Annotated in this window: 20 protein-coding genes and 1 tRNA gene; 6 read left to right on the forward strand and 15 right to left on the reverse strand. The window is 71.0% G+C overall.

Annotated elements, in window-relative coordinates; translation table 11 throughout:
* Nucleotides 1–102: 102 nt before the first annotated feature.
* Together ACO2RJ_RS06955 and ACO2RJ_RS06960 are read right to left on the reverse strand one after the other, a co-directional pair.
* Nucleotides 103–1,485 (reverse strand): cytochrome P450, encoded by a 1,383-nt coding sequence (locus ACO2RJ_RS06955; protein WP_423267261.1) that lies wholly within the window; start codon nucleotides 1,483–1,485, stop codon nucleotides 103–105.
* A 54-nt stretch (nucleotides 1,486–1,539) separates the two neighbouring features.
* Nucleotides 1,540–1,616: transfer RNA gene (locus ACO2RJ_RS06960), tRNA-Pro, on the reverse strand.
* A 227-nt stretch (nucleotides 1,617–1,843) separates the two neighbouring features.
* On the opposite strand from ACO2RJ_RS06960, the gene ACO2RJ_RS06965 reads away from it, so the two are divergent.
* The 3 genes from ACO2RJ_RS06965 (at nucleotide 1,844) to ACO2RJ_RS06975 (ending at nucleotide 2,578) form a co-directional block, all read left to right on the forward strand.
* Complete coding sequence (locus ACO2RJ_RS06965) at nucleotides 1,844–2,152, forward strand: hypothetical protein (RefSeq protein WP_423267262.1); 309 nt, start codon at nucleotides 1,844–1,846, stop codon at nucleotides 2,150–2,152.
* 92 nt (nucleotides 2,153–2,244) lie between these two features.
* Nucleotides 2,245–2,427 carry a CsbD family protein gene (locus ACO2RJ_RS06970; protein WP_423267263.1) on the forward strand — a complete coding sequence of 61 codons (183 nt, stop codon included), beginning with the start codon at nucleotides 2,245–2,247 and terminating at the stop codon, nucleotides 2,425–2,427.
* A 10-nt stretch (nucleotides 2,428–2,437) separates the two neighbouring features.
* Nucleotides 2,438–2,578 carry an entericidin A/B family lipoprotein gene (locus ACO2RJ_RS06975; RefSeq protein WP_423267264.1) on the forward strand — a complete coding sequence of 47 codons (141 nt, stop codon included), beginning with the start codon at nucleotides 2,438–2,440 and terminating at the stop codon, nucleotides 2,576–2,578.
* Nucleotides 2,579–2,618: 40 nt separating this feature from the next.
* On the opposite strand, the gene ACO2RJ_RS06980 is transcribed toward ACO2RJ_RS06975, so the two are convergent.
* From ACO2RJ_RS06980 to ACO2RJ_RS07015, 8 genes are all read right to left on the reverse strand, one after another.
* Complete coding sequence (locus ACO2RJ_RS06980) at nucleotides 2,619–6,179, reverse strand: ATP-binding protein (RefSeq protein ID WP_423267265.1); 3,561 nt, start codon at nucleotides 6,177–6,179, stop codon at nucleotides 2,619–2,621.
* Nucleotides 6,180–6,333: 154 nt separating this feature from the next.
* Entirely contained in the window at nucleotides 6,334–6,552 is a 219-nt protein-coding gene (locus ACO2RJ_RS06985; RefSeq protein WP_423267266.1) for a hypothetical protein, read from the reverse strand.
* 218 nt (nucleotides 6,553–6,770) lie between these two features.
* Nucleotides 6,771–7,577, reverse strand: a complete 807-nt coding sequence (locus ACO2RJ_RS06990; RefSeq protein ID WP_423267267.1) for an electron transfer flavoprotein subunit beta — start codon at nucleotides 7,575–7,577, stop codon at nucleotides 6,771–6,773.
* Nucleotides 7,574–8,758, reverse strand: coding sequence for an electron transfer flavoprotein subunit alpha/FixB family protein (locus ACO2RJ_RS06995; protein WP_423267268.1), 1,185 nt, complete (start codon nucleotides 8,756–8,758; stop codon nucleotides 7,574–7,576). Before ACO2RJ_RS06995 ends, ACO2RJ_RS06990 begins: the two co-directional genes overlap by 4 nt.
* Nucleotides 8,755–10,638, reverse strand: coding sequence for a DUF3483 domain-containing protein (locus tag ACO2RJ_RS07000; protein WP_423267269.1), 1,884 nt, complete (start codon nucleotides 10,636–10,638; stop codon nucleotides 8,755–8,757). Before ACO2RJ_RS07000 ends, ACO2RJ_RS06995 begins: the two co-directional genes overlap by 4 nt.
* A gap of 146 nt (nucleotides 10,639–10,784) precedes the next feature.
* The gene (locus tag ACO2RJ_RS07005) at nucleotides 10,785–12,827 is read right to left on the reverse strand and encodes an FAD-dependent oxidoreductase (protein ID WP_423267270.1); all 2,043 of its coding nucleotides are present in this window, start codon (nucleotides 12,825–12,827) and stop codon (nucleotides 10,785–10,787) included.
* Nucleotides 12,828–13,011: 184 nt separating this feature from the next.
* Nucleotides 13,012–14,154: a 2Fe-2S iron-sulfur cluster-binding protein gene (locus tag ACO2RJ_RS07010; protein WP_423267271.1), complete on the reverse strand. Its 1,143-nt coding sequence runs from the start codon at nucleotides 14,152–14,154 to the stop codon at nucleotides 13,012–13,014.
* Complete coding sequence (locus tag ACO2RJ_RS07015) at nucleotides 14,141–15,400, reverse strand: aromatic ring-hydroxylating oxygenase subunit alpha (RefSeq protein WP_423267272.1); 1,260 nt, start codon at nucleotides 15,398–15,400, stop codon at nucleotides 14,141–14,143. The genes ACO2RJ_RS07010 and ACO2RJ_RS07015 overlap by 14 nt, the downstream gene beginning before the upstream one ends.
* Before the next feature lie 264 nt (nucleotides 15,401–15,664).
* On the opposite strand from ACO2RJ_RS07015, the gene ACO2RJ_RS07020 reads away from it, so the two are divergent.
* Entirely contained in the window at nucleotides 15,665–16,048 is a 384-nt protein-coding gene (locus ACO2RJ_RS07020) for a YybH family protein (protein WP_423267273.1), read from the forward strand.
* Nucleotides 16,049–16,075: 27 nt separating this feature from the next.
* On the opposite strand, the gene ACO2RJ_RS07025 is transcribed toward ACO2RJ_RS07020, so the two are convergent.
* The 5 genes from ACO2RJ_RS07025 to ACO2RJ_RS07045 form a co-directional block, all read right to left on the reverse strand.
* On the reverse strand, nucleotides 16,076–17,428 hold the full coding sequence (locus tag ACO2RJ_RS07025) for an L-serine ammonia-lyase (RefSeq protein WP_423267274.1): 1,353 nt from the start codon (nucleotides 17,426–17,428) through the stop codon (nucleotides 16,076–16,078).
* Between the two features lie 131 nt (nucleotides 17,429–17,559).
* The gene (locus ACO2RJ_RS07030; protein ID WP_423267275.1) at nucleotides 17,560–18,120 is read right to left on the reverse strand and encodes a sarcosine oxidase subunit gamma; all 561 of its coding nucleotides are present in this window, start codon (nucleotides 18,118–18,120) and stop codon (nucleotides 17,560–17,562) included.
* Complete coding sequence (locus ACO2RJ_RS07035) at nucleotides 18,113–21,097, reverse strand: sarcosine oxidase subunit alpha family protein (RefSeq protein WP_423267276.1); 2,985 nt, start codon at nucleotides 21,095–21,097, stop codon at nucleotides 18,113–18,115. Before ACO2RJ_RS07035 ends, ACO2RJ_RS07030 begins: the two co-directional genes overlap by 8 nt.
* A complete protein-coding gene (locus ACO2RJ_RS07040; RefSeq protein WP_423268926.1) occupies nucleotides 21,097–21,390 on the reverse strand; it encodes a sarcosine oxidase subunit delta in 294 nt (97 codons plus the stop codon). The genes ACO2RJ_RS07035 and ACO2RJ_RS07040 overlap by 1 nt, the downstream gene beginning before the upstream one ends.
* A 158-nt stretch (nucleotides 21,391–21,548) precedes the next feature.
* A complete protein-coding gene (locus ACO2RJ_RS07045) occupies nucleotides 21,549–22,802 on the reverse strand; it encodes a sarcosine oxidase subunit beta family protein (RefSeq protein WP_423267277.1) in 1,254 nt (417 codons plus the stop codon).
* Between the two features lie 359 nt (nucleotides 22,803–23,161).
* Here ACO2RJ_RS07045 and ACO2RJ_RS07050 point away from each other — a divergent pair, with 359 nt between their 5' ends.
* Both ACO2RJ_RS07050 and ACO2RJ_RS07055 read left to right on the forward strand, forming a co-directional pair.
* On the forward strand, nucleotides 23,162–24,166 hold the full coding sequence (locus tag ACO2RJ_RS07050) for a GlxA family transcriptional regulator (RefSeq protein ID WP_423267278.1): 1,005 nt from the start codon (nucleotides 23,162–23,164) through the stop codon (nucleotides 24,164–24,166).
* Between the two features lie 418 nt (nucleotides 24,167–24,584).
* The gene (locus tag ACO2RJ_RS07055; protein WP_423267279.1) at nucleotides 24,585–25,433 is read left to right on the forward strand and encodes a TorF family putative porin; all 849 of its coding nucleotides are present in this window, start codon (nucleotides 24,585–24,587) and stop codon (nucleotides 25,431–25,433) included.
* The last annotated feature ends 60 nt before the right edge of the window (nucleotides 25,434–25,493 follow it).

A 25,493-nucleotide genomic window follows, 5' to 3' on the forward strand; every position in this document is an offset into this window, starting at 1 on the left:
CCGGAAGGGCGACGCCCTTTTCGCGCGGGAGGCCGTCGCGCCCCCCTTCGGGACAGGGCGGCTCGCCGGCGTCGTCGCGCCCGGGGCCGGCGGGGGAGCGCCCTACCGCACCTCCACCGTCACCTTCAGCCCGCCCTTGGGCTGCAGCGAGATGCCGCCGAAGGGGACGATCGGCGCGGTGGTGGCGAGCCGGAAGCGGAAGCGGCGGCCGAGCGTCACGATCGAGGCCATCAGGTTCGTCATCGCGACGGTCGCGCCGGGGCAGACGCCGGGGCCGGCTGCAAAGGGAATGAACGCGTAGCGCGGCCGCCCTACCCGTGCGCCCTCGGCGAAGCGCTCAGGGTCGAAACGGTCGGGATCGCCCCACAACCTGCGATGGCGATGAATCACGAACGGCGCGACGGTCACGATCGTCCCGCGCGGAATCTTGACGCCGCAGATCACGTCCGCGGCGCGCGCCTTGCGCACGATCACGGGGATCGGCGGGTAGAGCCGCATCACTTCGTCGAGCACCTGGCGGACATAAGGCAGCTTCTGGAAGTCCTCCGCGACGAGCGGCCTGGTTCCGACGACCTCGTCCAGTTCGGCGTGGAAACGCGCCTCGACGTCGCGGTGCAGGTCGAGCAGGTACCAGATCCAGGTCAGCGCGCGGATGGTGGCGTCGCCGGCGGCGATGATGGAGGCCGCCTCGTCGCGCGCCTCCTCCGCGGTGAAGGGAACGCCGGTCTGCCGATCCTCGGCGTGGGCGAGCCGCCACAGCAGATCCTGGCCGCCGGCGTAGTCCGGCTGGAGCCGCTCGGCGATCAGGGCGCGCAGCTGGGCGTCGGCCTCCGCCTTGGAGCCCTCGAGCCTGCGGCGGACCAGCAGCTTCGACACCCATTCCGGCTTGGGAACGATGTCGACGCCGCGCGGCTTGCGCGGCACCGTCGAGAGCCATTTCAGCACCGGCATCGCGCGCTCGTCGCCGCCGGTCGCGACCTGGTTCAGCATGCGGGCGAGCAGGTCCTGCGCGAAGCGCTCGATGTCGACCGACTTCTTGCCGGCATAGTGCCGGGCGAGGCGGTCCGCCCCGGACTCGGCGAGCGCGATCACCGCCGGCGTGTCGCCGCGCACGGCGCGATGGTCGATCGAAGGCGTCGCCACGCGGCGATGGCGGCGCCAGGTCTCGCCCTCGCTCGCCAGCGTGCCCGTGCCGATCTCGGCCTCGAACAGACGCCGGATGGTTGGGACGCGCGGGTAATTGTCGAATTTGTCGACCAGCACCTGCTTCACGCCCGCCGGGTCGGAGACGAAGCACGCCGGCTGCATGCCGCCCAGTCCATAGCGGCGGAACACCACAAGCTCTTCGAACAGTTGGTCGTCGAGCACGCCGAGCGAGTTGGTGGGAATGGCCTTGAGCAGCGCCCAGGTCGAGAGCGGACGCGACGGGCGATCGGGCGTCGCCAGCGCGGGCGGCTCCGCCGCGGGGCTGACAGGCGTGGCCATCGATCCCCCGGGTCGGGAGCGGTCTGTCCCAGACCTCTCATTTGGCTGGCCGGCTGGTCGGAGTGGCAGGATTCGAACCTGCGACCCCCTCGTCCCGAACGAGGTGCGCTACCAGGCTGCGCCACACTCCGCGACCGGCCGGCGGCCCTTATAGGGGTCGCGGTGACGGTCCGCAAGCGAACCGTCACGTCTTCCGTCGGTCGATCCCGGCGACAGCGCGCGACCCGGCGGAACCGCTTGGGCCGGTTAGCGTTTGTTTTGCAACGGTCCCTTTAGCCGCCGCGTTTGTCCCGCAGCTCCAAGCGCGGAGCAGCGGTGGTCAGACGGCTGATAATTCACGCGCACTAAGGAACATGTCATGGCGACGAACAACTTCACCAACGCCGGCGACGACGCCGCGGACGCGGTCGCGCGTGGCGGCGAGCAGGCAGGGGCCGGCGCGCGCCAGGCCGGCTCGCGCGTGGGCGAGGCCGTCGACGAAGCTGCGAAGGACGCCGCACGCCATATGCGATCGACGGCGCGCCGCGGCGCCTCCGCTTACGACGAGGCCGTCGACGAGATCGACGGCCGCGCCCGGAGCCTCGAAGACACCATCCGCGAGAATCCTCTCGCAGCGGCCGGCGCTGCTCTCCTGGTCGGCGTCGTGCTTGGACGCTTCATCCTCTGAACGCCGGAGGCGCCGGCCCATCCCCACGACCGTCCGGCGCCCGCCGGCTCTCGTCCGAACCGATCCCGGTTCATCGCAAGCGGAGACGTACAATGGTCAACAAGAACACCGCCAAGGGCGCCGTGAAGGAAGCGGCCGGAGACGCGAAGGCCGCCGTGGGCAAGGCTACGAAAAGCCCGGGCCTTCAGGCCGAAGGCAAGGCGCAGTCGCTCGCCGGCAAAGCGCAGAAGACGGCCGGGAAGGCCACCACCGCCGCCAAATCGGCCGGAAAGTAAGGGAGACGTCATGACGAAGTTCGCACGAATCGTCGCGGCGCTTGCGCTGATCGGATCAACCGTGGCGCTGGCCGCCTGCGCGAACACCGTCCGCGGCGCCGGCCGGGACACCCAGAACGTCGGCAAGGCGATCACCCGCGCTCCGAACTGAACCTCCGCGCGCGTGCGACGGACGGCGCTCCGTCGCCCCGTCACACGCGCTGCCGGGCGCGGTGCGTTTCCGGGTCCAGAGCGTCCGGCTCCTGTAGGCCGGCGGGCCTGCGCCCGATGAGCCGCCGGACGGTGTCGACCAGCGCCGACAACGACGTGCGGGATTTGGTGAGCGAAGCCTCGACATGCGCGGCGATGTCCCGATCCACGTCGTTCGCCGAGAAGATCACGGTCGGCACGCGCCGCGGCCCGCTCAAGGTCGCCAGCAGGTCGAGGCCCGACCCGTCCTCAAGCGTGACGTCGACGATCGCCACGTCGAAGGACGAGCGTTCGATCTCGCGCCGCGCCGCCGACACGGTTCCGACCGAGACGACGTCCGCCAGCGGCGTGACGGCGGCCGACACGACCTTGCGCAGATCGGCGTCGTCCTCGACATGCAGGACCAGCGGACGAGCCGGGTCGGCGCGAAGGTGCTTCTTCACCGTCTGGGAGAGCCGGGCGATGTCGACCGGCTTGTCGAACCAGGCGGTGACGTCGAGCGCGCTGGCGCGCGGGTCGCTCCGCCGCCGCTCGGCGTCTCCCGACACCACGACGATCGGCATGCGGCGGCCCTTCGGCGACGCGCGCAGATCTCGCATCAACCCGAACCCGTCGCCGTCGGGCAGGTTGAGATCGACCAGCACCGCGTCGACGGCGCTCGATTTCATCGCCTGCAGGGCTTCGCGCACGCCGCCGGCGACGATGACTGCGAATCCGGCGTCGCGCATCTGCTCCGCGTAGATCGACGCGATGACCGGTTCGTCTTCGCACACCAGCACGGTGGACCGTTGCGCGCCCTCGGCGAAGCCGGCGTCGAGCGCGCGCTCACGGACGGCGTGGCGTGGCAGCCGGACCTCGAAAATCGTGCCGCGGCCGGGCTCCGTGCGGTAGCCGACCGCGCCGGCGTGGCGATCCACGATCTCCTTCACGATCGCGAGGCCAAGGCCGGTGCCGCCCTTGCGGCGGCTGTCCGAGCTGTCGGCCTGCGCGAATTTCGAGAACACCCGCGCGCGAAAAGCTTCGGGTATGCCCGGTCCGCGATCGGCGACGGAGATGGTCACGATCTCGCCGTCGGCGCTGAGCGAAACCGTCACGGCGTCGCCCCGCGGCGAGAACTTGATCGCGTTCGAGACCAGATTGGTGATGACCTGGGTGAGGCGGTCGGCGTCGCCGCGCACCATCAGGAGATCGCGGCCATGATCGACCTCGACCGCGACCCCGTACTCGTCGGCATAGGGTTTCAGCCCGCTGACCGCCTGGTCCACGATGTCGGAGACCACGAGCGCCTTCAGATCGAAGGCCATCCGCCCGGCCTCGATCTTCTCGATGTCGAGAATGTCGTTGATGAGCCGCACCAGCCGCAGGCTGTTCGAATGCGCGATTGCGATGAGGTGGCGCGCCTTCTCGCCAAGTTCGCCCGCGGCGCCGCCGGCGAGCAGGCCGAGCGAGCCCGCGATCGACGTCAGCGGGGTGCGGAGCTCGTGGCTGACGGTCGAGACGAACTCGTTCTTCAGGCGTTCGACGCGCTTGCGCTCGCTGATGTCGCGCGCGCTGAGGAAGATGCGCTCGATGGTCCCGTCGGGCCCGCGCAGGGGAACCTGCACCAGTTCGAACACGGCCGGCAGTCCGTTGATGACGGGCTCGCGCTCCACCGTCAGCACCTCGCCGAGCGCCATGGTGCGGCGCAGGTCGATCTCGATCGATTCCCCCCGCGTTCCCGGGAAGACCTCCGCGGGCGAACGGCCGATCACCTCCGCGGCCGAAAGGCCGGTCGCCTCGGCCGCCGCGGCGTTCCAGGTCTCGACCCGGAATCCGCCGTCCGGCTCGACCCGGACCACGGCCTTGGCGTCGGGCGAATGGTCGAACAGGCCCCGGAACAGTGATTCCGCCTCCGCGAGCCGCTGCTCGCGGTCCTGCGTGGCCGCGGCGGTGACGGCGAGCGCGCGGCCGAGCGCTCCGACCTCCCCGCTCGCCCGCACGTCGGGCCGGGCCGCGAGGTCGCCCGCCTCCAGCCTCCCGGCATAGGCCGTCAGCTTCCGCAGCGGGCGCAGTACGAAGGCCTCGCTGCCGACGATCCCGATCGCGAGCGAGCACAGCAGGATCGCGATGATCAGCAGGAGACGGTGGTTGAGGCGCCGGTCCACCGGCGCCACCGCCACGCTGCGCGGCAGGCCGACGATCAGCGTGGCTTCCCCCGACAACACCCGGCGGGCGGCGAAGATGTGCGGTTCGGCGTCGAACTCGACGGCGTCGAAGGGCTGATCGGGAAGCGAGAGCGCCCGTGTCACGAACGCGGCGTCCGCGAGATTGGCGCCGACCGGCGCCCCGCCCGCCGGATGCCGGGCGATGACGACCCCGCTCTTGTCGACGAGGGTCATTTTCGCGCCCTTCGGCCCCTCGGCCGCGAGTTCGGCCAGCGGGTCGCCGAGCGCCTCGAGATCGAGCGCCGCGACGATCAGCTGGTCCAGCCTGCCGTCCGTGCGGAACGGCAGGGCCATGGCGACGCGCGGCTGGCCGTTCGTGCGGGCCAGGAAATAGCCGCTGACGGTGAACTCGCCCGTCGCGAAGGCCGCCTTCACATAATCCCGGTCGCCGATCTGCATGCCGGTCGCGCCAGGCTCGCCGGAACACCGGATGACCCCGTCCTGGCCCACGGTGAAGAGCGCGCGCACGCGCGGGTTCAGCGGGAGATAGTCAATGAGGTCCGCGCCGCAGCCTTGCTCGTGACGCTGCACGCGCGGCTGGCGACTCAGGAACTCCAGCATCTGGCGTCCCTGCGCGACCACGGCGTCCTGCCGCTCGGCGCCCACGCGCGCGACGCTCGCGAGCCGCGCGCCCGCGCTTTCGAGCGCGAGTTCGCGCTCGGCGCTCGCGAAATGCACGGTGAGGGCGGCGAGCGGCGCGATGACGACGACGCCGATCTCGGCGACCTGCCAGCGCAGGCTGCCCGCGCCGCGGTCGAGGCCGAGCGCAAGCAGCAGCAGGACGAGCGCCAGAGCCGTCGTCAGCGGCGTCATCTCGAAGCCCCGGATGACGTTGAGCGCGGCGTGGTCGTAGGCGTGCAGCGCGAGCACGAAGACCGGGGAGGCGAGGCCTGCGAGCCGCGCGAACTGGCGCAGATCCTCGGCGCGGGCGGAGACTGATCGGCTGAACAGCAGCGTGACGGCAGCGAGCAGCAGCGCGACGCTGGTCGCCGCGTTCATGCGGCTGGGTCCGCCGATTGCGGCCTCGGGAAGAATCTGGTCGCCGATGTCGAAGCGCACGCCCACGAACGGCTCGATCAGCGGAGCCGCGGCGATCGCGGCCGTGAGGACGGCGAGCGCGTAGCCCGCGGCGCGCAGGTCGCGGCGCGTGCTGCGCAGCGCGAACCAGCCGCACGCCGCGCACAGGATCGCGACGGCCGCGTCCGGACGCATCGGCGAGAGATTTCTGCCGAAGCTCGCGATCTCGGGCGTGCCGGTCGCGAGTCCGATGAGCGCCGCTGCGGCGAGCGCCGCCGCTCCCGCGGCCGCACAAGAACCGAAGGCCAGGCGGACCGGGGAGGATGCGATCGGGTCAGGCATGGGACGTCAGATCGCCCGAACGTGGATCTCGGACGACCTTAGCCCGCGGCGCGCGCCGCCGGTAGTTCGGAACTCTACGCATCGCCGCGTCCCCGCCGGGGCGCGGACACGCGGCCTTCAGCCTGCCGACACGCGTTTCGATTGGCGGCGCGGGCTACGCCGCTGAACGCGTCGTCCGCAGGGCGCCGGTCTCGATGAGGCAGATCTGGTCCAGCCGATCCGGCAGAATGACGGTGCCCTCCGGCGACACGACGCGGGCTCCCTCGACGCCGTCCGCGGTCACGCGGGCGAGTTCGGCCTTCGCGTCGGTGGCCGTCCGGCAGTGGACGATGCTGTGCTTGCCGTTCTTGGTCGCGATGACATTGTAGGGCATGGCGCTTCCTAGGCTTTTTTTCTTGCTTCGCTACGCAGAACCGCGCTGCGCCCGCGGAGTTCCGTCCTTTCGAAACAAAATTTTCGCGCGCGTTCTGAAGCCGCTGGGATACCTGCGGGAAAGCGCGGATGGGAGGCCGAGACGGGTCGGGCTTCGCGCGAAAATTCGGGCCGAGCGCCTGCCTCCCTGGCCGCCCCGGCCGCTCTCGAAATCGCCGCTCAGGACGATCCAGCGCCCGCCGCGACCTCCGCCGAAGGCGCCGGCGGGAGCACGCCGATCTCGCGGAGATGGGCCAGGATGGCGCGCGCGGCCTCGTCGGGGGACGGATCGACGAGCAGGCGACCGCCGCGGGCGTCGGCTACTCCCGTGGCGGTCGCGAGGCGTTCGGCCGCCGACCCCGCGGCCGGCGCGCTGCGCATCAGCTTCGGGCGGCGCCGATAGGCGCGCTCTTCGATCCCTAGCGCGCTCGCAGGCGCCGACGCCCAGGGACCCCGCGCCTCCGCGACGACGCCGCGCCGGGCCATGCCGTAGGCGAAGGCCTGCGCCGCCGGCGCGTCGGGGTGGATGGTGACGACCGCCGGCAGTCGCACGGCCAGACGGCGGCGGACGCCCTTCGGCAGCGCCTGCTCGAGCGCGATCTCGCCCGCGCGATCCCCCGGCGCGAGCGCGATCGCGTCGGGCGCAAGCGGCGCCTTCAGGGCGGCGGCGACCGCGTAAGGCACGAGCCCTGTCTCGTCGCCGCCCTGGCCGCGCCGGCCGGCGAGCACCAGATCCGGGCGCCATTCGGCGAGCGCCGCCGCCAGCGCGGGGATCGGATCGTCGTCCTCTCCGATCGCGACATGCGTCAGGCGGGCGAGCCCGTGGCCGAGGGCGTCGACGGCGGGAGCGCTCGATGGGCCAGCGTGAAGCCCCTCGACCTCGCCGAGCGCCAGCGCCATGCGGACGGCCTGCGCCTCCAGGGTCGGCAGCACGGGCTGGCCGGAGACGGGATGCAGGCCGGCGGAGAGCAGGACTGCGATCCTCACGCCGCCCCCTCGCGCTCGAGCGCCGCGAGCAGCGCGGGCATGACGGCCTGCGCGTCCTGGACGATCGCGAGCCCCGCCCGCTCGATCATCGCCGCGTGCAGGTCGGTGTTGACGGCGAGGACATGTTCGCAGCCCGTCACCCCCTGCAGATGCTGCGGCGCGCCGGCGATCCCGAAGGCGAGATAGCAGGTCGCCGTCAGCACCGAGCCCGAGGCTCCGACCTGCGACGCGCGCGGCATCAAACCGGCGTCGCACAGCACCCGGCTCGCCCCCGGCGTCGCCCCCAGCGCCGCCGCCAGCCGCATGAAGGCCTCGATATCGGTGACGCCATTGCCGGCGGAAACGACGAAGTCGGCGACGGCGAGCGGCGTCGTCGCCGGGTCGGCCGCGACGCGGCGGGCGTCGCGCAGGCTTCGGTCCGGCGCGGGCGCCGGGGCGAACGGCGCCGCCCGCGCCTCCCGCGGCGGGCCGGCGTAGGGCGCGACGGCGTCGACCGCGAGCGTCATCAGCCGCGGCGGCGCCGTCCGCTGCTCGACCCGCCGGCTCCGGGCCGGACGGGAGGCCGAGGACGCGGAGAGCCGCTCGACGTCCGGAAACAGCGCTTCGCCCGTGGCGAGCGCCAGGCGACGGGCGAGGTCGCCGCCTTCAGGCGTCTCAGGGAACAGGACGTGGCGCGGCGCGAAGGCCGCGACGGCCGCGGCGAGCGTCGCCGCGCGCCCTTCCGGATCATAGGTCCCGGCGTCGCCGATGGTGGCGACCCGGTCGGCGCCGAGCGGCCCGAGCCCGCCTGCCCCCTCCGGCGCGAGCGCGACCACGGCGCCGGAGGCGCCGGCGAGCGTCCGGGCGGCGCCCAGAACCTGACGATCATGCGTGGTGAGCCGCCCGCCCGGCGCGTCCAGCACGGCCGCGACGAGAAAGGCGGGATCGTCCACCACGAGAATCTTCGCGGCCGCCGCCGGTGCGGTCGCCGCCTCGCTCACCGGGGCGCCGCCGCGATGCCCGCGATCGAAGCGCGGCCGCGCGTCGCCGGTCACCTGGGCTGCCTCCCGCTCGGCGCGAGGATCGCGACGGAGCCGACCGCGGCCCTCCCCCCGCGCGGCAAGGTCGTAGCGCGGGCGCCCCGCGCCGGCGACGCGCGCCCCGGCTCGTTCGGCCCGCGGGTCGCGCCGCGCCCGGGTCACGCCCGCGCCTCGACGGCGGCGAGCACCAGCTCGGCGATGTCCTTCACCTGCGGCCGCTCGCCGGTGACGCCCTCCAGCATGGCGGTGCAGGTCGGGCAGGCGACGGCGACGATCTTCGCCCCGGTCCCCGCCGCCTGCTCCATGCGGATGTCGGGAATGCGCCGCTCGCCCGACACGTCGCTGATCGGCGCGCCGCCCCCGCCGCCGCAGCACATCGAGCGCCTGCCCGAGCGCGCCATCTCCACCCGCGCGACGCCGATCCGGTCGAGCAGCGTCCGCGGCGCTTCTGTCTCGCCATTGTAGCGGCCGAGATAGCAGGGGTCGTGATAGGTCACCGCGGCGCCGTCCAGGCTTCCGGTCGCGAGCCGTCCCGCCTCGATCAGCTCGAGCAGGAAGGCGGTGTGGTGGACGACCTCATAGGCGCCGCCGAACGCCGGATACTCGTTGCGGAGCGAGTGGAGCGCGTGCGGATCGGCGGTGACGATGCGGCCGAAGCGGTAGCGCGCCAACGTCTCGACATTGGCGCGCGCGATCTGCTGGAAGGTCGCTTCGTCGCCGAGCCTCCGCGCGAGATCGCCGACGTCGCGCTCCTCCGCGCCCAGCACGGCGAAGTCGACCTTCGCCTCGTGCATCAGGCGAACCAGAGCGCGCAAGCTGCGGCCGTATCGCAGATCATAGGCCCCCTCGCCCAGCCACAGAAGGACGTCGGCCTCCCCGCGCGCGGCGATCAGCGGCAGGTCGAGACCCGCCGCGAAGTCCGTGCGGGCGGACAGCGGCCGCCCGCCGGGCTCGTGGGCGCCGCGCAGTTCGGCCAGCGGTCCCGCGGCCTTGTCCGGCGGCAGGCCGAGCTCCAGCGTCTGGTTGCGACGGAGCGCGACGATAGCGTCGACATGCTCGATCATCATCGGGCATTCCTCGACGCAGGCCCGGCAGGTCGTGCAGGCCCACAGCGTGTCGGGATGAATGACGGCGTCCGGCCCGACCAGCCGGGCGAGCGACGGCGCCGGTCCGGGGCGTTCTGGGGTGTTGGGATGGGGGCTTCCGGCGTAAGGCCGTTCGTCGCCCGTCATGCCGGCGACGAGATCCTGGATCATGCGCTTCGGATTGAGCGGCTGGCCGGCGGCGAAGGCGGGACACGCCGTCTCGCAACGCCCGCACTGGATGCAGCTGTCGTAGGAGAGCAGGCGGTTCCAGGCGAAGTCCGCCGGCGTCTCGGCGCCGAGCCGGGGCGCGTCGAGGTCGAGCGGCGCCAGCGCCGTGTCGAGGCGGCCCGCGAAGCGGCCCGGCCTGGGGTGGGCGACGAGATGCAGCGCGCCGGCGACGGCGTGGCGCATCGGCCCGCGCCGGACCTCGAAGGCGAGGCCGAGGCCGCCGGCCGCCGCCAGCAGCAGCGCCACCGCCGAGGCGGCGGACGCGGCGGCGCCGGCGGCGATCGTGAGAGCGCAGACCAGACCGCCCAGGGCGTAGGCGAGCAGCAGGATCGGCAGGATCTGGAACGATCCGCCGGACAGCCGCTTCGGACGCGAGGGGTAGCGCCGCGCCCCGACCAGCACGGCGCCCGCCGCGGTGACCGCGAAGGCGAGCGCGACCAGCGCCCAATAGGCCCGCGAGCCGCCGAGCGGCGGAAGGGCGGCGAGCGCGCTCAGTCCGGTCGCGGCGAGCAGCCCCCCGGCGACCACCGCATGCATCCGGGAGGCGTAAGGGTCGCGCGCCACGACATGGTGGACGTCGACGAGGTAGCGCCGGGGCAGCGCCGCGAGGCCCGCCCCCCAGGCGACCGCGGCCGGCGCGCCCTGCCGCCACTGCGCCGCCCGCCGCAGAGCCTGCGCCGTCGCGAGTGCGACCATGGCGAGGATCAGGGCGGGGAAGGCGTAGGTCATGACGCGCCATCAAAGGCTGGCGTCATGGTCCGGCTTGACCGGACCATCCATGTCGGGCGTGGAGCTCGACGCCTGCGATGGGTCCTCCGGTCAAGCCGGAGGACGACGGAGAGGGTGGCCCCGAGGTCTTCGACCGAGCCCAAATCTCACAGATCCTTGCACAGCCGGAGCGCGTCGTAGATCGCGGCGTGGATGTTGCGGCCGGCGACGGCGTCGCCGATGCGGTAGAGCGCGTAAGCCTGTGAGAGGGCGTAGGGCTGCGGCTCGCCGCGCACGATCGCGCCCTGGTCCGTCTGGCCCTTGTTGACCGATCCGGCCTTCAGCCCGTGATAGAGCGCGTCGACCGGCAGCGTCCCGTGCTCCACGACGACGCGGTCGACCACCCTCTCCTCCTCCGCGTCCGTCATGGTGTTGCGCAGCGCCGCGACCAGCCGGTTGCCCTCGGGGTAGATCTCGATCAGCTCCATGTTCGGCGTCATCACCACGCCGAGCTTGTAGAGCTCGCGCAGATGGATCGGCTGGTTGGTCGTGCCGACCTCCTCCGCCACCATCCGGTCGTGGGTCGCGATCTCGACCAGGCAGCCGCGCTTCGCCAGCAGTTCGGCGGTCGACGCGGCGTTGTGCTGGCCCATCTCGTCGTAGAGCAGCACGGAGCCGGTAGGTTCCACTGCGCCGGTCAGCACGTCCCAGGTCGTCACGGCGTGCTGTTCGGCGCCCTTGGCGTGGCCATGGCTCGGCCGGCCGCCGGTGGCGATGACCACCACGTCCGGCGTCTCGGCGAGGATCGCCGCCTCGGTCGCCTCGACCCCGAGCCTGAGGTCGACGCCGAGCTTCGTCACCTGCCCGACCAGCCAGCGCGGAATCCCCGACAGCGCCTCGCGCCAGCCGGCCCTGGCCGCGATCCCGATCTGGCCTCCCGCCAGCCTCTGCTTCTCGAACAGCACGACCTGATGGCCGCGCTCGGCTGAGACGCGCGCGGCCTCGAGCCCCGCCGGCCCCGCGCCGACCACCACCACCTTGCGACGCATGTCCGCTTTCGCGATCACATGCGGCATGGTCGCTTCGCGCCCGGTGGCCGCGTTCTGGATGCAGAGCGCGTCGCCGCCGACATAGATGCGGTCGATGCAGTAGCCGGCGCCGACGCATTGCCGGATGTCGTCGGCGCGGCCCTCCGACAGCTTCCTCACGAGATGCGGATCGGCGATGTGGGCGCGGGTCATCGCGACCATGTCGACATGGCCCTCGGAGACCGCCCGCGCGGCCGTCGCGAGGTCGGTGACGCGCTGGGCGTGGAACACGGGAATGTCGACCTCGCGCTTGATGGCGGAGGGCAGGAACAGGAAGGGCGCTACGGGGAAGCTCATATTCGGCAGCGAGATCGCGTGCGCGATGTGGTCGCGCGCCTGCCCGCCGAGAATGTTGAGGAAGTCGACCAGCCCCCGGGCAGCGTATTGGCTCGCGATGGCGACGCAGTCCTCATGGCTGAGGCCGTCGGCGATCATCTCGTCTCCGGACATGCGGATTCCGACGACGTAGTCGTCGCCGACCTCGGCGCGCATCGCCTCCAGCACCTCGATCCCGAAGCGCATGCGGTTTTCGAGGCTCCCGCCATATCTGTCCGTGCGCTGGTTGATTCCGGGCGACCAGAACTGGTCGATCAGATGGCCGTGCGCGGCCGAGACCTCGCAGCCGTCAAGGCCGCCTTCCTTGCAGCGCCGCGCGGCCGCCGCGAAGCCGCGGATCACCCGGTCGATGTCCTCCTGCTCCATCTCCTTGGGGATCGTGCGCGACGCCGGCTCGCGGCGGGGCGAGGCCGAAACCGTCGGAAACCAGTTTTCCGTGTCCCATTTGGTGCGTCGACCCATGTGGGTGAGCTGGATCATCAGCTTCGCGCCGTGCTTATGCACACGATCGGAGAACGCGCGGAAGAACGGCACCACGGCGTCGTCGGCGACAGAGATCTGGTTCCAGGGCGCGGCCGGGCTGTCGAGCGCGACCGAGGACGAGCCGCCGAACATGGTGAGCCCGATGCCTCCGCGAGCCTTCTCCTCGTGATAGAGCTGGTAGCGCTCCTGCGGCTTGCCGTCCTTGCCGTAGCCCGGCGCATGGCTCGTCGACATCACGCGGTTGCGGATGGTCAGACCCTTGATGGTCAGCGGCTTCAGCAGCGCGTCGGCGTTCGCGATCATCGGCCCGCTCCGAGCGCCGGGGGGCAAGCGCCTGCGTGCTTCGAGACGGCCCTTTGGGCCTCCTCAGCATGAGGACCCTGGAGGAAGCCGGAGTCCGAGACACAAACCTCTTCATGCTGAGGAGCCCGCGAAGCGGGCGTCTCGAAGCACGCAGCGGCGAGCGAGCCCGGAAACCTCGCCGCCCTCACCGGTCCACCACCAGGTCGCTTTTCGGACGGGAGCAGCAGAGCAGCGCGAGCCCCGCATCGATCTCGCGCTGCCGGATGCCGCCGGCATGGGCCATCTCGACCGAGCCGGAGACGAGCTTCGACTTGCAGGTGCCGCACATGCCTTTCGCGCAGGACGACGGCAGCCGGACGCCCGCCTTGCGCGCGGCGCTCAGCACCGTCACGTCCTCGGCGCAGTCGATCGTGCGGCCGGATCTGGCGAACGCAACCCTGAAGGTCCGCACCGTCGGCGCGGCGTCGAGTTCGGCTTCGGCGAGAATGACGGGCTCGGCCTGCTCCGCCGAGAGCGCGTCGAAGTCGAAGCTCTCCTCGTGATGGCGCGCCATGTCGAAGCCGGCGCCCGCCAGCATCGCCCGGACCGCCGCCATGTAAGGCGCGGGACCGCAGACGAAGATCTCGCGCTCGCGGAAGTCCGGCGCGATCAGCTCCAGCGCCGGCAGGCCCAGCCGGCCCCGAAACCCGTGCCAGCGCTCGCTCGGGGAATCCGTCTCGCAGATCGCGGCGAAGCGGAAGCTCGCGTCGCGGCGCGCCATCAGTTCGAGCTCGGCGCGGAACACGATGTCGGCGGGCGTGCGGGCGGAATGGACGAAGGCGACGTCGCGCGGCTCGGCGAGATCATGAAAGGTGCGCGCCATCGCCATCATCGGCGTCACGCCGCTGCCGCCGGACAGCAGCAGATATTTCGGCGCGGGATGCTCGAAGCAGGAGAACGCGCCCATCGGCCCCATGGCGTGGACGACCGAGCCCGGCCTCATCCTATCGTGCAGCCAGTTCGAGACCGGGCCGCCGGCGACGCGCTTGACCGTGATCGCGACCGTGTCCGGCGTCGTGGGGGCCGAGGAGATCGTGTAGCAGCGGTTGATCGTCTGCCCGCCGATCTCGAAGGCGAAGGTCAGGAACTGGCCGGGCCGGTGCGCGAAGCGCCGGGGCGTCAGGCTGGAGAACACGAAGGTCCTGACGTCGTGCGTCTCCTCGCGCACGGCGCGGCAGACCAGCGCGTCGTCGGCGTCGGGGTCCCACGCCGCCGGCGTCGCGAGACGCGCGGCGGCCGGCTCCGGCGCCCTCGCGATCGCATCCATCACGGCGTCACCGGCCGACATGGGCGGCCATGCGGCCGGCGTACCAGTTGACGAATTTGTCGACGAGCATCTCGGTGTTCGGCGAATACGGACCGGGCTCGTAGCCGGGGCTTTGCGCGCCCTTGTGGCAGAGGCCGACGAGGTGGCTGTCCTGGTCGTTGGTCGCGAGCCAGACGCCGGTGAGGTTTGCGAGGTCGTAGTCGACGCCCTCGACGGCGTCCTTGCGCACCAGCCACTTGGTCCGGAGCAGCGAGCGGTCGGCGTCGAGCGGCAGCACGGAGAAGGTGATGATGTGGTCGCCGAGGAAATGGTGCCAGGAGTTCGGCTGCGTCCAGACCGACAGGCCGCCGAGCTTGGCGCTGGTGAAGTCGCCAAGCAGCTTGCGGCAGGCCGCCCGGGTGTCGAGCGTGTGGCTCTCGCCTTCGCCGTCGAGCGGCAGGCGCTCGGTGCGGAAGCCCGTCACCATCGTGTCGAGCTCGTCGATCTCGCGCGACGGCAGCCCCGCCGCCTCCCAGTCGGCGTGCCGGGACGTGAGCAGGCGGCCATAGCGCTCGGCCTCGGCCCGGTCGTGCTCGTCCATCTCCTCCGGCGCGAAGCCGAAGCCGTAGGCGAACAGCGGGACGGTCAGCTCCGGATGGTTCACGCCGCAGTGGTAGCACTCGCGGTTGTTCTCCATCGTGAGCTTCCAGTTGCCCGGCTCGACGATGTCGCTCTGGAACGCGACCTTGGTCCCGCGCACATTGTGCGGCGCGAGATAGGGGCCGAGCCGGCGCGCCATGTCGTCGAAATCCGCCGGCGGCTCGTCGGCGAGACAGACGAACAGCAGGCCTTCGAGCGAGCGGATGTGGACCGGCTTCAGCCCGTGGCAGGCGCGGTCGAAGCCCGGCCCCATGTGGTCGGCGTGGATCAGCGCGCCGGTGAGGTCGTAGGTCCAGGAGTGGTAGCGGCAGACGAGGTTGCCGACCGTGGTCTTCTCGTCCTCCACGAGACGCGCGCCGCGGTGCCGGCAGACATTGTGATAGGCGCGGACCTCGCCGCCCTCGTCGCGGACCACCGCGATCGAGGCCTTGCCGATGTCGAACACCGCGACGTCGCCCGGCTCCGGCACGTCCGGCTCGACGCCGACATAGATCCAGTGCTTGCCGAAGATGTGCTCCATGTCGGCCTCGAACACCTCGGGGCTGAGATAGAACGCGGCCGGCAGGCTGTGCCCGGGCTTACGCTCGCGCAGCAGGCGCTGGAGGGGCGTGGTCAGCACGTCGAGCATTCGGGCAACCCCGCGAAGCGGCCTTGTTCGAGGGATTATGATCCGGGCGCGCCGATGCGCTGTTCCGCGAGCGACATCATCTGAGGGAAACGCGACGCGGCCTGACGACGCGCGCTTCTCCGCCTGCGCAGGAAAGGAGGTGGTCCGAAAGTCCTGTCGCCTTCGCGGCTAACATAGGCAAAACGTCTAGACGTTGCTGTCAGCAGCACCTATTGCTGGATGATCGCTCAAAACAAAATGCTGCTTTGCACGGGAGAACTGCCCATGTCGTCCACGTCCGAATCCGAAATCCGCTCGACCATCGACGCCTGGCTCGCCGCCGTCAGGGCCGAAGACGCCGCCGCGATCGCCGAGATACACGCGGAAGACGGACGCATTCTGGTCGGGGGCTCGCCCGTCATCGCCGGACGCGCCGCGATCGCGGATTTCTGGAAGGGCTTGCTCGCCGTCACGAACGGAACGGTCGTGTTCGGTCCGACCACCATCGAGGTCGACCCAGCCGGCGCGATGGCGTTCGAAGTCGGGACCTATTCGTTCAAGACCGGCGGCCCGGGCGAGGAGACGCCGAACGCCGGAAACTATCTCGTCGTCTGGAAGAAGGTCGGCGGCGAATGGAAGGTCTGCGTCGACTCGCTCGTCGCAGGCTGAACGCGGCGGCAGGCTGGCGGCGCGCCCTCAGCAGGCCGCGACGTTCACCGCCAGCCCGCCCTGCGACGTCTCCTTGTACTTCGCCTGCATGTCGGCGCCGGTCTGGCGCATCGTCTCAATGACCTCGTCGAGCGTGACATGGTGCAGGCCGTCGCCGCGCAGCGACAGCGAGGCGGCGACGATCGCCTTGTTGGCGCCGAAGGCGTTGCGCTCGATGCAGGGGATCTGCACCAGCCCGCCGATCGGGTCGCAGGTCATGCCGAGATGGTGCTCCATCGCGATCTCGGCCGCGTTCTCGACCTGCTCGGCCGTGCCGCCGAGGGCCGCGGTCAGGCCGGCCGCGGCCATGGCGGCGGCCGATCCCACCTCCCCCTGGCAGCCGACCTCAGCGCCCGAGATCGATGCGCGGCGCTTGATCAACCCGCCGATCGCCGCCGCCGTCAGCAGGAAGTCGCGGCCGCGCTCGACCGACCAGCCCGGACAGAAGTCGCGGAGATAGCGCAGCACGGCGGGGATGATGCCGGCGGCGCCGTTGGTGGGCGCGGTCACCACGCGGCCGCCGGAGGCGTTCTCCTCGTTGACGCTCAGCGCGAACAGGCTGATCCAGTCGACGATCTCGTGCGGCGGGCGGCTGTTGACGAGGCTGCGCTGATCGAGCGTCTCGCGCAGGCGCTTGGCGCGCCGGCGGACCCTGAGGGCGCCCGGCAGCACGCCCTCCTGCCGCATGCCGCGCTCGATGCACTCGAACATCGCCGCGGCGATCGCGTCGAGGCCGGCCTCGACCTCCGAAAGCGGGCGCAGCGCGAGCTCGTTCGCGAGTTGGACCTCCGCCACCGTGCTCCCGCCGGCGACGCAGAGCGCCAGCAGATCGGCGCCGCTCTCGAACGGCAGCGGAAAGGCGACCGTGTCCGGCGACTCGGCCTCGCGGCCGGTCGTCACGAAACCACCGCCGATCGAGTAGCAGACGTGCTCGGCGAGCGTCGCGCCGTCCGCGGCGTAGGCCCGGAACCGCATGCCGTTGGTGTGGAGCGGCAGGAGCTCGACGAGCTCAAAGACGACGTCCGCGTCCGGGTCGAAGGCCACGCCGGAGAGCGCGCCGTCGAGGCGGCGGGACTGGCGCAGCGCCGCCATGTGGGAGCCGACCGCGTCGGGATCGACGGTCGCAGGCTCGTGGCCAAGCAGGCCGAGGCAGAGCGCGACGTCGGTTCCGTGTCCCCTCCCCGTCCAGGCGAGCGAGCCGAAGATTTCGACGCGCGCATGCGACACGCCGTCCGTCAGCATGAGCCGGTCACGGAACGCCTTGGCGGCGACCATCGGCCCGACGGTGTGCGAGCTCGAGGGGCCGACGCCGATCTTGAAGAGGTCGAACGCGCTGATCATGAAGCTTTCTACGCCTGCGCGCGCCCGACCACGGTGTCGTCCCGGGGATCCAGAACCCGCCGCGGTCGGCCGCCGCTCCCGCAATCGTTCAGTTTATGGAGTCCGGGACAAGCCCCGCAGACGCGATCCCGTCACGCGCCGGCGGAGCCCGCCGCCTCCACGAGAAAGCCATGGACGTAGACGGCGAACGACCGCCAGCACTCGACCCGCCAGGTCGGCGCGTCGGTCGGCCGGATCAGCACGATTTCGGATTTTCCAAGCAGCGTGCGGGTCGCCGATCCGCCGGGAAAGGCTTCGTCGAACAGATCAAGCGGACAACCCGCGTTCAGCGCCTCGGCCGCGAGCGGCCCCGCGATCTCGATCGCGACGCTGCGGTGGGAGACGTCGACCAGCGCATGGAAGCGGCCGTGGAGCGCGCGCTCGGTTTCCTCCCGCAGCAGCTCGGCGTCCGCCTCCGGGCCGCCGACGAGCCACTCGTCGGGCCCGAGCCGGGCAGAGAAGCGCTCGCCTGCGGTCCACAGCCGGTTGACGGGCAGATCGAGGCCGAACAGGGCGTCCGCGGCGTTCGGCCGGACGCGCAGCGAGAACCGCGCGCCGCCCGGAAGCGGACGCACGTCGACGCCGGGACGCGAGGTCGGCGCCGCGGCCGCGAGCGCGCCGGCGCGCCGGGCGTGGAAGCGGCTCTCAAGCATGGATCCGCCCTCCCGCGGCGTCGAAGAACACGGGATCGCGCACGATCACGGGGGCGAAGCCGGTCGGCGTCGTCGCGTAGAGCGTCCGGCCGGTCAACGCCCGCCCGTCGGCGACCAGCGCCAATGCGATCGAGCGGCCGCAATTCGGGCTGAAATAGCTCGAGGTGACGTGGCCGAGCATGGTCATCGGGATCGGCTGGCCGGCGTCGGCGACGATCTGCGCGCCCTCGTCCAGCACGAGCCGCGCGTCCTCGGTCGCGAGCCCGACCAGTTGCTTGCGTCCGCCGGCGACGAGATCGGGCCGCGCCAGGGAGCGCTTGCCGACGAAATCGGGCTTCGCCTTCGCGATCATGCCGGCGAGGCCGAGATCGTCGGGCGTCACCGTGCCGTCGGTCTCCTGGCCGACGATCACGTAGCCCTTCTCGGCGCGCAGCACGTGCATCGTCTCGGTGCCGTAGGGCGTGATCCCGAACGGCTCTCCGGCCAAGACCACCGCCTCCCACACCGCGCGGCCGTAGTCCGACGGCACGTTGATCTCGTAGCCGAGATCGCCTGTGAAGGAGACGCGGAACAGGCGGCACGGCGCGCCGCAGATGTCGCCCTCCCGCACCGACATATGGGGGAAAGCCTCGTTCGAGAGATCGATCCCGGAGACCAGCCCTTCGATGGTCGCGCGCGCCTTCGGCCCCTGCACCGCGATCACCGCCCACTGCTCCGTGGTCGAGGTCAGGAACACGTCGAGCTCCGGCCACTCGGTCTGGAGATAGTCCTCCATGTGGGCGAGCACCCGCGCCGCGCCGCCGGTCGTGGTGGTGACGTGGAAGCGGTCGGGGGCGAGGCGCGCGACCACGCCGTCGTCGAGGACGTAGCCGTCCTCCTTCAGCATCAACCCGTAGCGGCAGCGGCCGACGGCGAGCTTCAGCCACGGGTTGACGTAGAGCCTGTTCATGAACTCGGCGGCGTCGGGACCGACGACCTCGATCTTGCCGAGCGTGGTCGCGTCGAACACGCCGACGCCCTCCCGCACCGCCCTGCATTCGCGGGCCACGGCGGCGCCCATGTCCTCGCCGGCCTTCGGGAAATACCAGGCGCGGCGCCAGAGGCCGACATTCTCGAACGTCGCGCCGCGCTCCGCCGCCCAGTCGTGGATCGGCGTGGTCCGGATCGGGTCGAACAGCGCGTCGCGCGCAGGTCCGACCAGCGCGCCGAAGGTGACGGGCGTGTAGGGCGGCCGGAAGGTCGTCGTTCCGACCGCCGGCAGCGGCCGGCCGAGCCCATCCGCCACGATGCCGAGCGCGTTCATGTTCGACGTCTTGCCCTGGTCCGTCGCCATGCCCGTCGTGGTGTAGCGCTTCACATGCTCGATCGACTCGAAGCCCTCGCGCAGCGCGAGCTTCAGGTCCTTGGCCGTCACGTCGTTCTGGAAGTCGACGAAGGCGCGGACCTTGGCGGGGTTCGCGTCGGTCGGCAGCGCGCGGACGGGGGTGAAGCCGGTCGCGGTCGGGCTCGCCGTGAACGTCCGGCGGGCCGCGGAGCCGGCGGCCTCAGCCCCGGCCGCAAAGCCGCTCGCGAGGCACTCGCCGAGATCGTAGACGCCCTTGGCCGCCCCCGCGGACCGCTCGGCCTGCGCCGATGTCCCCGGGAGGAAGGCGTCGAGGGCCGGCTCATAGCCGAGCTTCCCGCGCGACTGCGAGAACAGATGGACCGCCGGAGTCCAGCCGCCGGACATGCCGACGCAGTCGCAGGAGATGGTCCGGCGGGCGCCGACGGCGGCGCCCCTCACAGGCGCCACGATCAGGCCCGCGACGCGCCGCGCACCGCGCGTGCCGATCACGGTGTGCCCGGTCAGGACCTCGACGCCGAGGCCACGCAACCGCGCGAGCTCCGGACCGCACGCCTCTTCCGGACGGAGGTCGACCATGACGACGTCGAGCCCCGCCGCATGAACGTCCATTGCGGCCTGATAGGCCGAGGCGCCGCTGGTCGCGAAGGCGATCCGCCGCCCGGGGGCCACGCCGTAGCGGTTGAGGAAGACGCGCACGCTTTCGGCGAGCATGACGCCCGGCCGGTCGTTGTCGGCGAACACCAGCGGCCGTTCGTGGGCGCCGGTCGCGAGCACGACCTGCTTCGCCCGCACCTGCCACAGCCGCTCGCGCGGCGTAGCCCTGGCGGCGTCTGCGCGGTGGTCGGTGATCCGCTCCGTCATCGCGACGTGGTTGTGGTTGTAGTAGCCGAACACGGTCGTGCGCGGCAGCAGGACGACGTTCTCCCGCGCGTCGAGATCGGCGAGCGCGGCGGCGAGCCAGTCCGCGCCGGGCGCGCCGTCGATTATGGCGGCCGTATCGTGCAGCAGCGAACCGCCCGGCTCCGCGCCTTCGTCGGCGAGGATCACCCGCTTGTCCGTTTCGGCCGCCGCCAGGGCTGCGGCGAGGCCCGCCGGCCCCGCTCCGACGATGAGCACGTCGCAATGAGCGTGGCGGTTGGCGTAGCGGTCGGCGTCCGGCGCCTGCGGCGCGACGCCGAGCCCGGCCGCGGCCCGGATCACCGGCTCGTAGACCCGGTCCCAGAACGCCCGCGGCCACATGAAGGTCTTGTAGTAGAAGCCCGCCACGAAGACGGGCGACAGCAGATCGTTGACCGCCCCGACGTCGAAGGCCAGCGACGGCCACCGGTTCTGCGACGCGGTCTTCAGCCCCTCGACCGCCTCGACGACGGTCGCGCGGTTGTTCGGATCGACCCGCCCCGGGCCACGATCGACCGAAAGCAGCGCGCTCGGCTCGTCGGAGCCATGGGTCAGGATTCCGCGCGGCCGGTGGTATTTGAACGAGCGCCCGACGAGATGGACGCCGTTCGCAAGCAGGGCGGAGGCGACGGTGTCGCCGACGAAGCCCTCGATGGTGCTGCCGTCGAAGGTGAAGCGGATCGGCCGCGTGCGGTCGATGCGGCCGCCGGCGGGCAGTCGGAACGGCTGGCCCATCACGCCCTCGTCCGGTTCGGCGCGGTCGAGGGCCGCTCGCCGGCCTTGTAGGTCTCGACGAAGCGGTCGGTGCAGGTGTCGCGGATCGCGTTGAACCAGCGCCCGCAGCCATGCGCGTGCCGCCAGCGCTCGGCGTGCAGGCCGCGCGGGTTGGTCCGCACGAACAGGTGCTCTGCCCAGGCGGCGTCGTCGACCGCGGACGGGTCCGGCGGCCGCGCGATATGGGCCTGCCCTCCGCAGACGAACTCGACCTCGGGCCGCGACCCGCAGAACGGACAGTCGATCAGCAGCACGGCGCGGCCCCAACGAACGTCGGCGAAGCAGAATGAATCGTCGTCCTCCGGCTTGACCGGAGGACCCATGTCGGGCGTCGCGCTCTGCGCCAGCGATGGATGGTCCGGTCAAGCCGGACCATGACGCCTGATTGTGAAACGGCGCGCATGGCGGCCCCTCAGTGCGCGACGGCGGCGGCGGCCGCTTCGTCGATCAGGCGGCCGGTGCGGAAGCGGTCGAGCGTGAAGGGCGCGTTGATCGCGTGCGGCTCGCCGGTCGCGAGCGTGTGGGCGAAGACGTGGCCCGAGCCCGGCGTCGCCTTGAAGCCGCCGGTGCCCCAGCCGCAATTCACGAACAGGTTTTCGACCGGCGTCTTGCCGATGATGGGCGAGCGGTCCGGCGTCACGTCCACCACGCCGCCCCAGGAGCGCAGCATCCGCATGCGCGTGAACTGAGGAAACATCTCGCAGATCGCGTCGAGGGTGTGGGTGGTGATGTGGAGGCCGCCCTGCTGGCTGTAGGAGGTGTACTGGTCGGTCCCGGCGCCGATGACGAGCTCGCCCTTGTCGGACTGCGAGATGTAGGCGTGCACGGCGTTCGACATGACCACGCAAGGGAAGACGGGCTTCACCGGCTCCGACACCAGCGCCTGCAGGGGGTAGCTCTCGAGCGGCATGCGAACGCCCGCCATCGCCATCACGGTGGACGTGTTCCCGGCCGCGACCACCCCGACCCGGCCCGCGCCGATGAAGCCGCGCGAGGTTTCGACGCCGACCGCCGCCCCGGAGGCGTCGCGGCGCACGCCCGTCACCTCGCAGTTCTGGATGATGTCGACGCCGCGGGCGTCGGCGCCGCGCGCGTAGCCCCAGGCGACGGCGTCGTGACGGGCGGTGCCGGCGCGGCGCTGCAGGGCGCCCCCGAGCACGGGATAGCGGATGTCGGACGAGGCGTTGAGCGGCGGGCAGAACGCCTTGCACGCCTCGAGCGACAGCCACTCATTGTCGATCCCGTTGAGCCGGTTGGCGTAGACGTGGCGCTTGAAGCTCTGCACGTCGTGATGGTTGTGCGCGAGCATCAGCACGCCGCGCTGCGAGAACATCACGTTGTAGTTGAGCTCTTGGCTGAGCCCTTCCCAGAGCTTGAGCGCGTGCTCGTAGAGATGCGCGCTCTCGTCATAGAGGTAGTTCGAGCGGATGATCGTGGTGTTGCGGCCGGTGTTGCCGCCGCCGATCCAGCCCTTTTCGAGCACCGCGACATTGGTGATCCCATGCACGGTCGCGAGATAGTACGCGGTCGCGAGCCCATGGCCGCCGCCGCCGACGATGACGATTTCGTAAGCGGGCTTCGGCTCCGGCGCGCGCCACTGGCGGCCCCAGCCCTGATGGCCGCCGATTGCCTCCGTGAAAAGGGATGCAAGAGAGAAGCGCCGCATCGATCAGCCTCGCATGACGGCGGGATCGTGCCGGTTCGGGCCTTGGCCGGCTTGCACGCAGGCGACCGCGATTTGGGCTTTTGCGACGGCACGGCGGAGAACGAACGAAGCCTGGCGATCCAAGCATAAAGCTCGTCATGGTCCGGCTTGACCGGACCATCCACCTTGGGCGTTCAGCCTTCCGCTGGAACCTGGGTCCTCCGGTCGAGCCAAGGAGGACGCCTCATCCTGAAGCGGCCGTTCTCCGATCCAGGGCCGCCACCTTGAAACCGCTCCAGTCCGGCATTGACCGCGGGGCGCGGCCGGAGCGAATGTGCGGCGCAGCAGCGGCGTCGGCCAGCGTCGCCCGAGAGCCCGCCATGGACGCCAAGACCGTTCCGAGCCGCGCGCAGCCCGCGCGCCCGACGACCATCGGTTTCCTGCTGGTCGAGCGCTTCTCGATGATCGCCTTCGCCTCGGCGATCGAGCCGCTCCGGCTCGCGAACCGGGGCGCCGGGCGCGCGCTTTACGACCTGTCGATCTGGTCGCGGAGCGGCGGCGCGTGCGCGGCCTCGAACGGCGTCGAAGTGAGCGTCGGCGGCCGCTTCGCCGACGCTCCCGATCTCGACATGGCGCTGGTGTGCGGCGGGATCGACGTCGAAAAGGCGGACCACGCCGCCCTCATCGCGCTGCTGCGGCGCCTCGCGTCGCGCCGCCGCGCGCTCGGCGCCCTCTGCACGGGCCCGCATGTGCTCGCCCGCGCGGGGCTGCTCGACGGGTACCGCGCGACGATCCACTGGGAGAACATCCCGAGCCTCACGACGGAGCACCCCGACACCGACGTCGATTCGGAGCTGTTCGAGATCGACCGCGACCGTCTGACCTGCGGCGGCGGCTTCGCGGCGGCCGACATGATGCTCGCCGTGATCGCCCGCGACCACGGCGCGGCTCTCGCCTCGGAGGTCGCCGAGCAGCTGCTGCACCCGCGCATCCGCGAGGCCGGCGAGCGCCAGCGCATGGACCTCAGAATGCGGCTCGGCGTCGCCCATCCCAAGCTGCTGAAGGTCGTCGCCCTCATGGAGGAGACGATCGAGGAGCCGCTCAGCAGCCAGGATCTCGCCGCCGCCGTGGGGCTGTCCACGCGCCAGCTCGAACGCCTGTTCTTCAAATATCTCGGCCAGTCGCCCGCCAAGCGCTATCTCAGGATCCGTCTGGAGCGCGCCCGGGCGCTGATCCGCCAGACCTCGATGCCGATCCTGTCGATCGCGCTGGAATGCGGCTTCAGCTCCGCGTCGCACTTCTCCCGCGCCTATCTCGAGGGATTCGGCAAACCGCCGAGCGCCGAGCGCAAGTCTCCGGCGGCCGTGCTGCACGAAAGGCGCTGAGCGACGACGCGAGGACGATGCTCAGCCGCGATCTCGACGACGCTCAAGTGCTTCCAAGAGAGCGTGGCCGATTTTCCGGGCCCGTCGTCAGATCAGCGTGTCCGGGAGACCTTCCGGCCCGCTGTCTTTCGCGAATTTGTCATCTCGGTCGCAGTCAGAGGTCGCGTGCAAGCTGTATTGAACGGCGAACACTTCTCGCGCCATGGATACAGGGGCGACTTTGGCGCCGGCGGACGTGCCCGAACGTCACTGCGATGTTTAGACCATCGTATTCGCGCTGGAATTATACAAATGTGGCAAAAAAACATCGCGCCCGCACTTTGCTTGTGCGGCGCGTCATTGAAACTCGACTGCGAAGCCGTGGAGGCTCAGGCTCTTTGCGGAACTGGGCAACAATTTCGTGAAGCGGGGAACTCAAATGAGCGGACTTGCGGGGGTAGCATACAAGGCTCTGATCGGCGTCGCCGCCGGCGCGATGATGGTTGGCGGCGCGCAGGCCGCCGACCTCGCCGTCTCCGAGCCGATCGTCGCGGCGGAAGTCACGCCGAACTGGGACATCGCCTTCGGCGTCGCCGGCGTGACCGACTACCGGTTCCGCGGCATTACGCAGACGAACAACAATCCGGCCATTCAGGGTTACGCCGAACTGCAGCTGTTCGACTGGGTCTACGCCGGCGTCTGGGCGTCGAGCGTCAGCTTCCCCGAGCGTCGCGGCCTGACCGATCCGGCGGCCGAAGTCGATCTCTACGCCGGCATCCGTCACACCTGGGACGCCTTCACCCTCGACGTCGGCGGCCTGTATTACTGGTACCCGGGCGAACACAAGCAGTTCCCCGGCCAGAAGGAAATCGACTACTGGGAGCTCAAGGCGCTCCCCAGCTACTCCTTCGGCGACTTCGGCTCGATCACCGGCAACATCTGGTGGAGCAGCGACTTCGTGAACACGGGGGCTGAAGAGCTCTATCTCTCGATCGTTCCGAAGGTGAACATCCCCGTCGCCTCGATGCCGAACCTCGGCTTCTATATCTCGGGCGAGGTTGGCAAGCAGTGGGTCAAGAAGACCGACAGCGGCTTCAACCCGCCGGACTACTGGACCTGGAACGTCGGCGGCGGCGTGACCTACAAGGCCATGACGGTCGACGTCCGCTACACCGACACGAACCTCAGCAAGAACGAGTGCTACGCCTTCGCGGGCGCGCGCAGCTGGTGCGGCAGCACGGTCGTCGGCAAGATCGCCTTCGACACGTCGCTCAACAAGCTGAAGTGAGCTTTTCCGGCTGAAGGCCGGAACCCACCAGACGCCGCGCTCGCGAGAGCGCGGCGTTTT

It is taken from the genome of Hansschlegelia sp. KR7-227 (assembly GCF_049446035.1).
In the GTDB taxonomy this organism is placed as follows: domain Bacteria; phylum Pseudomonadota; class Alphaproteobacteria; order Rhizobiales; family Methylopilaceae; genus Methylopila.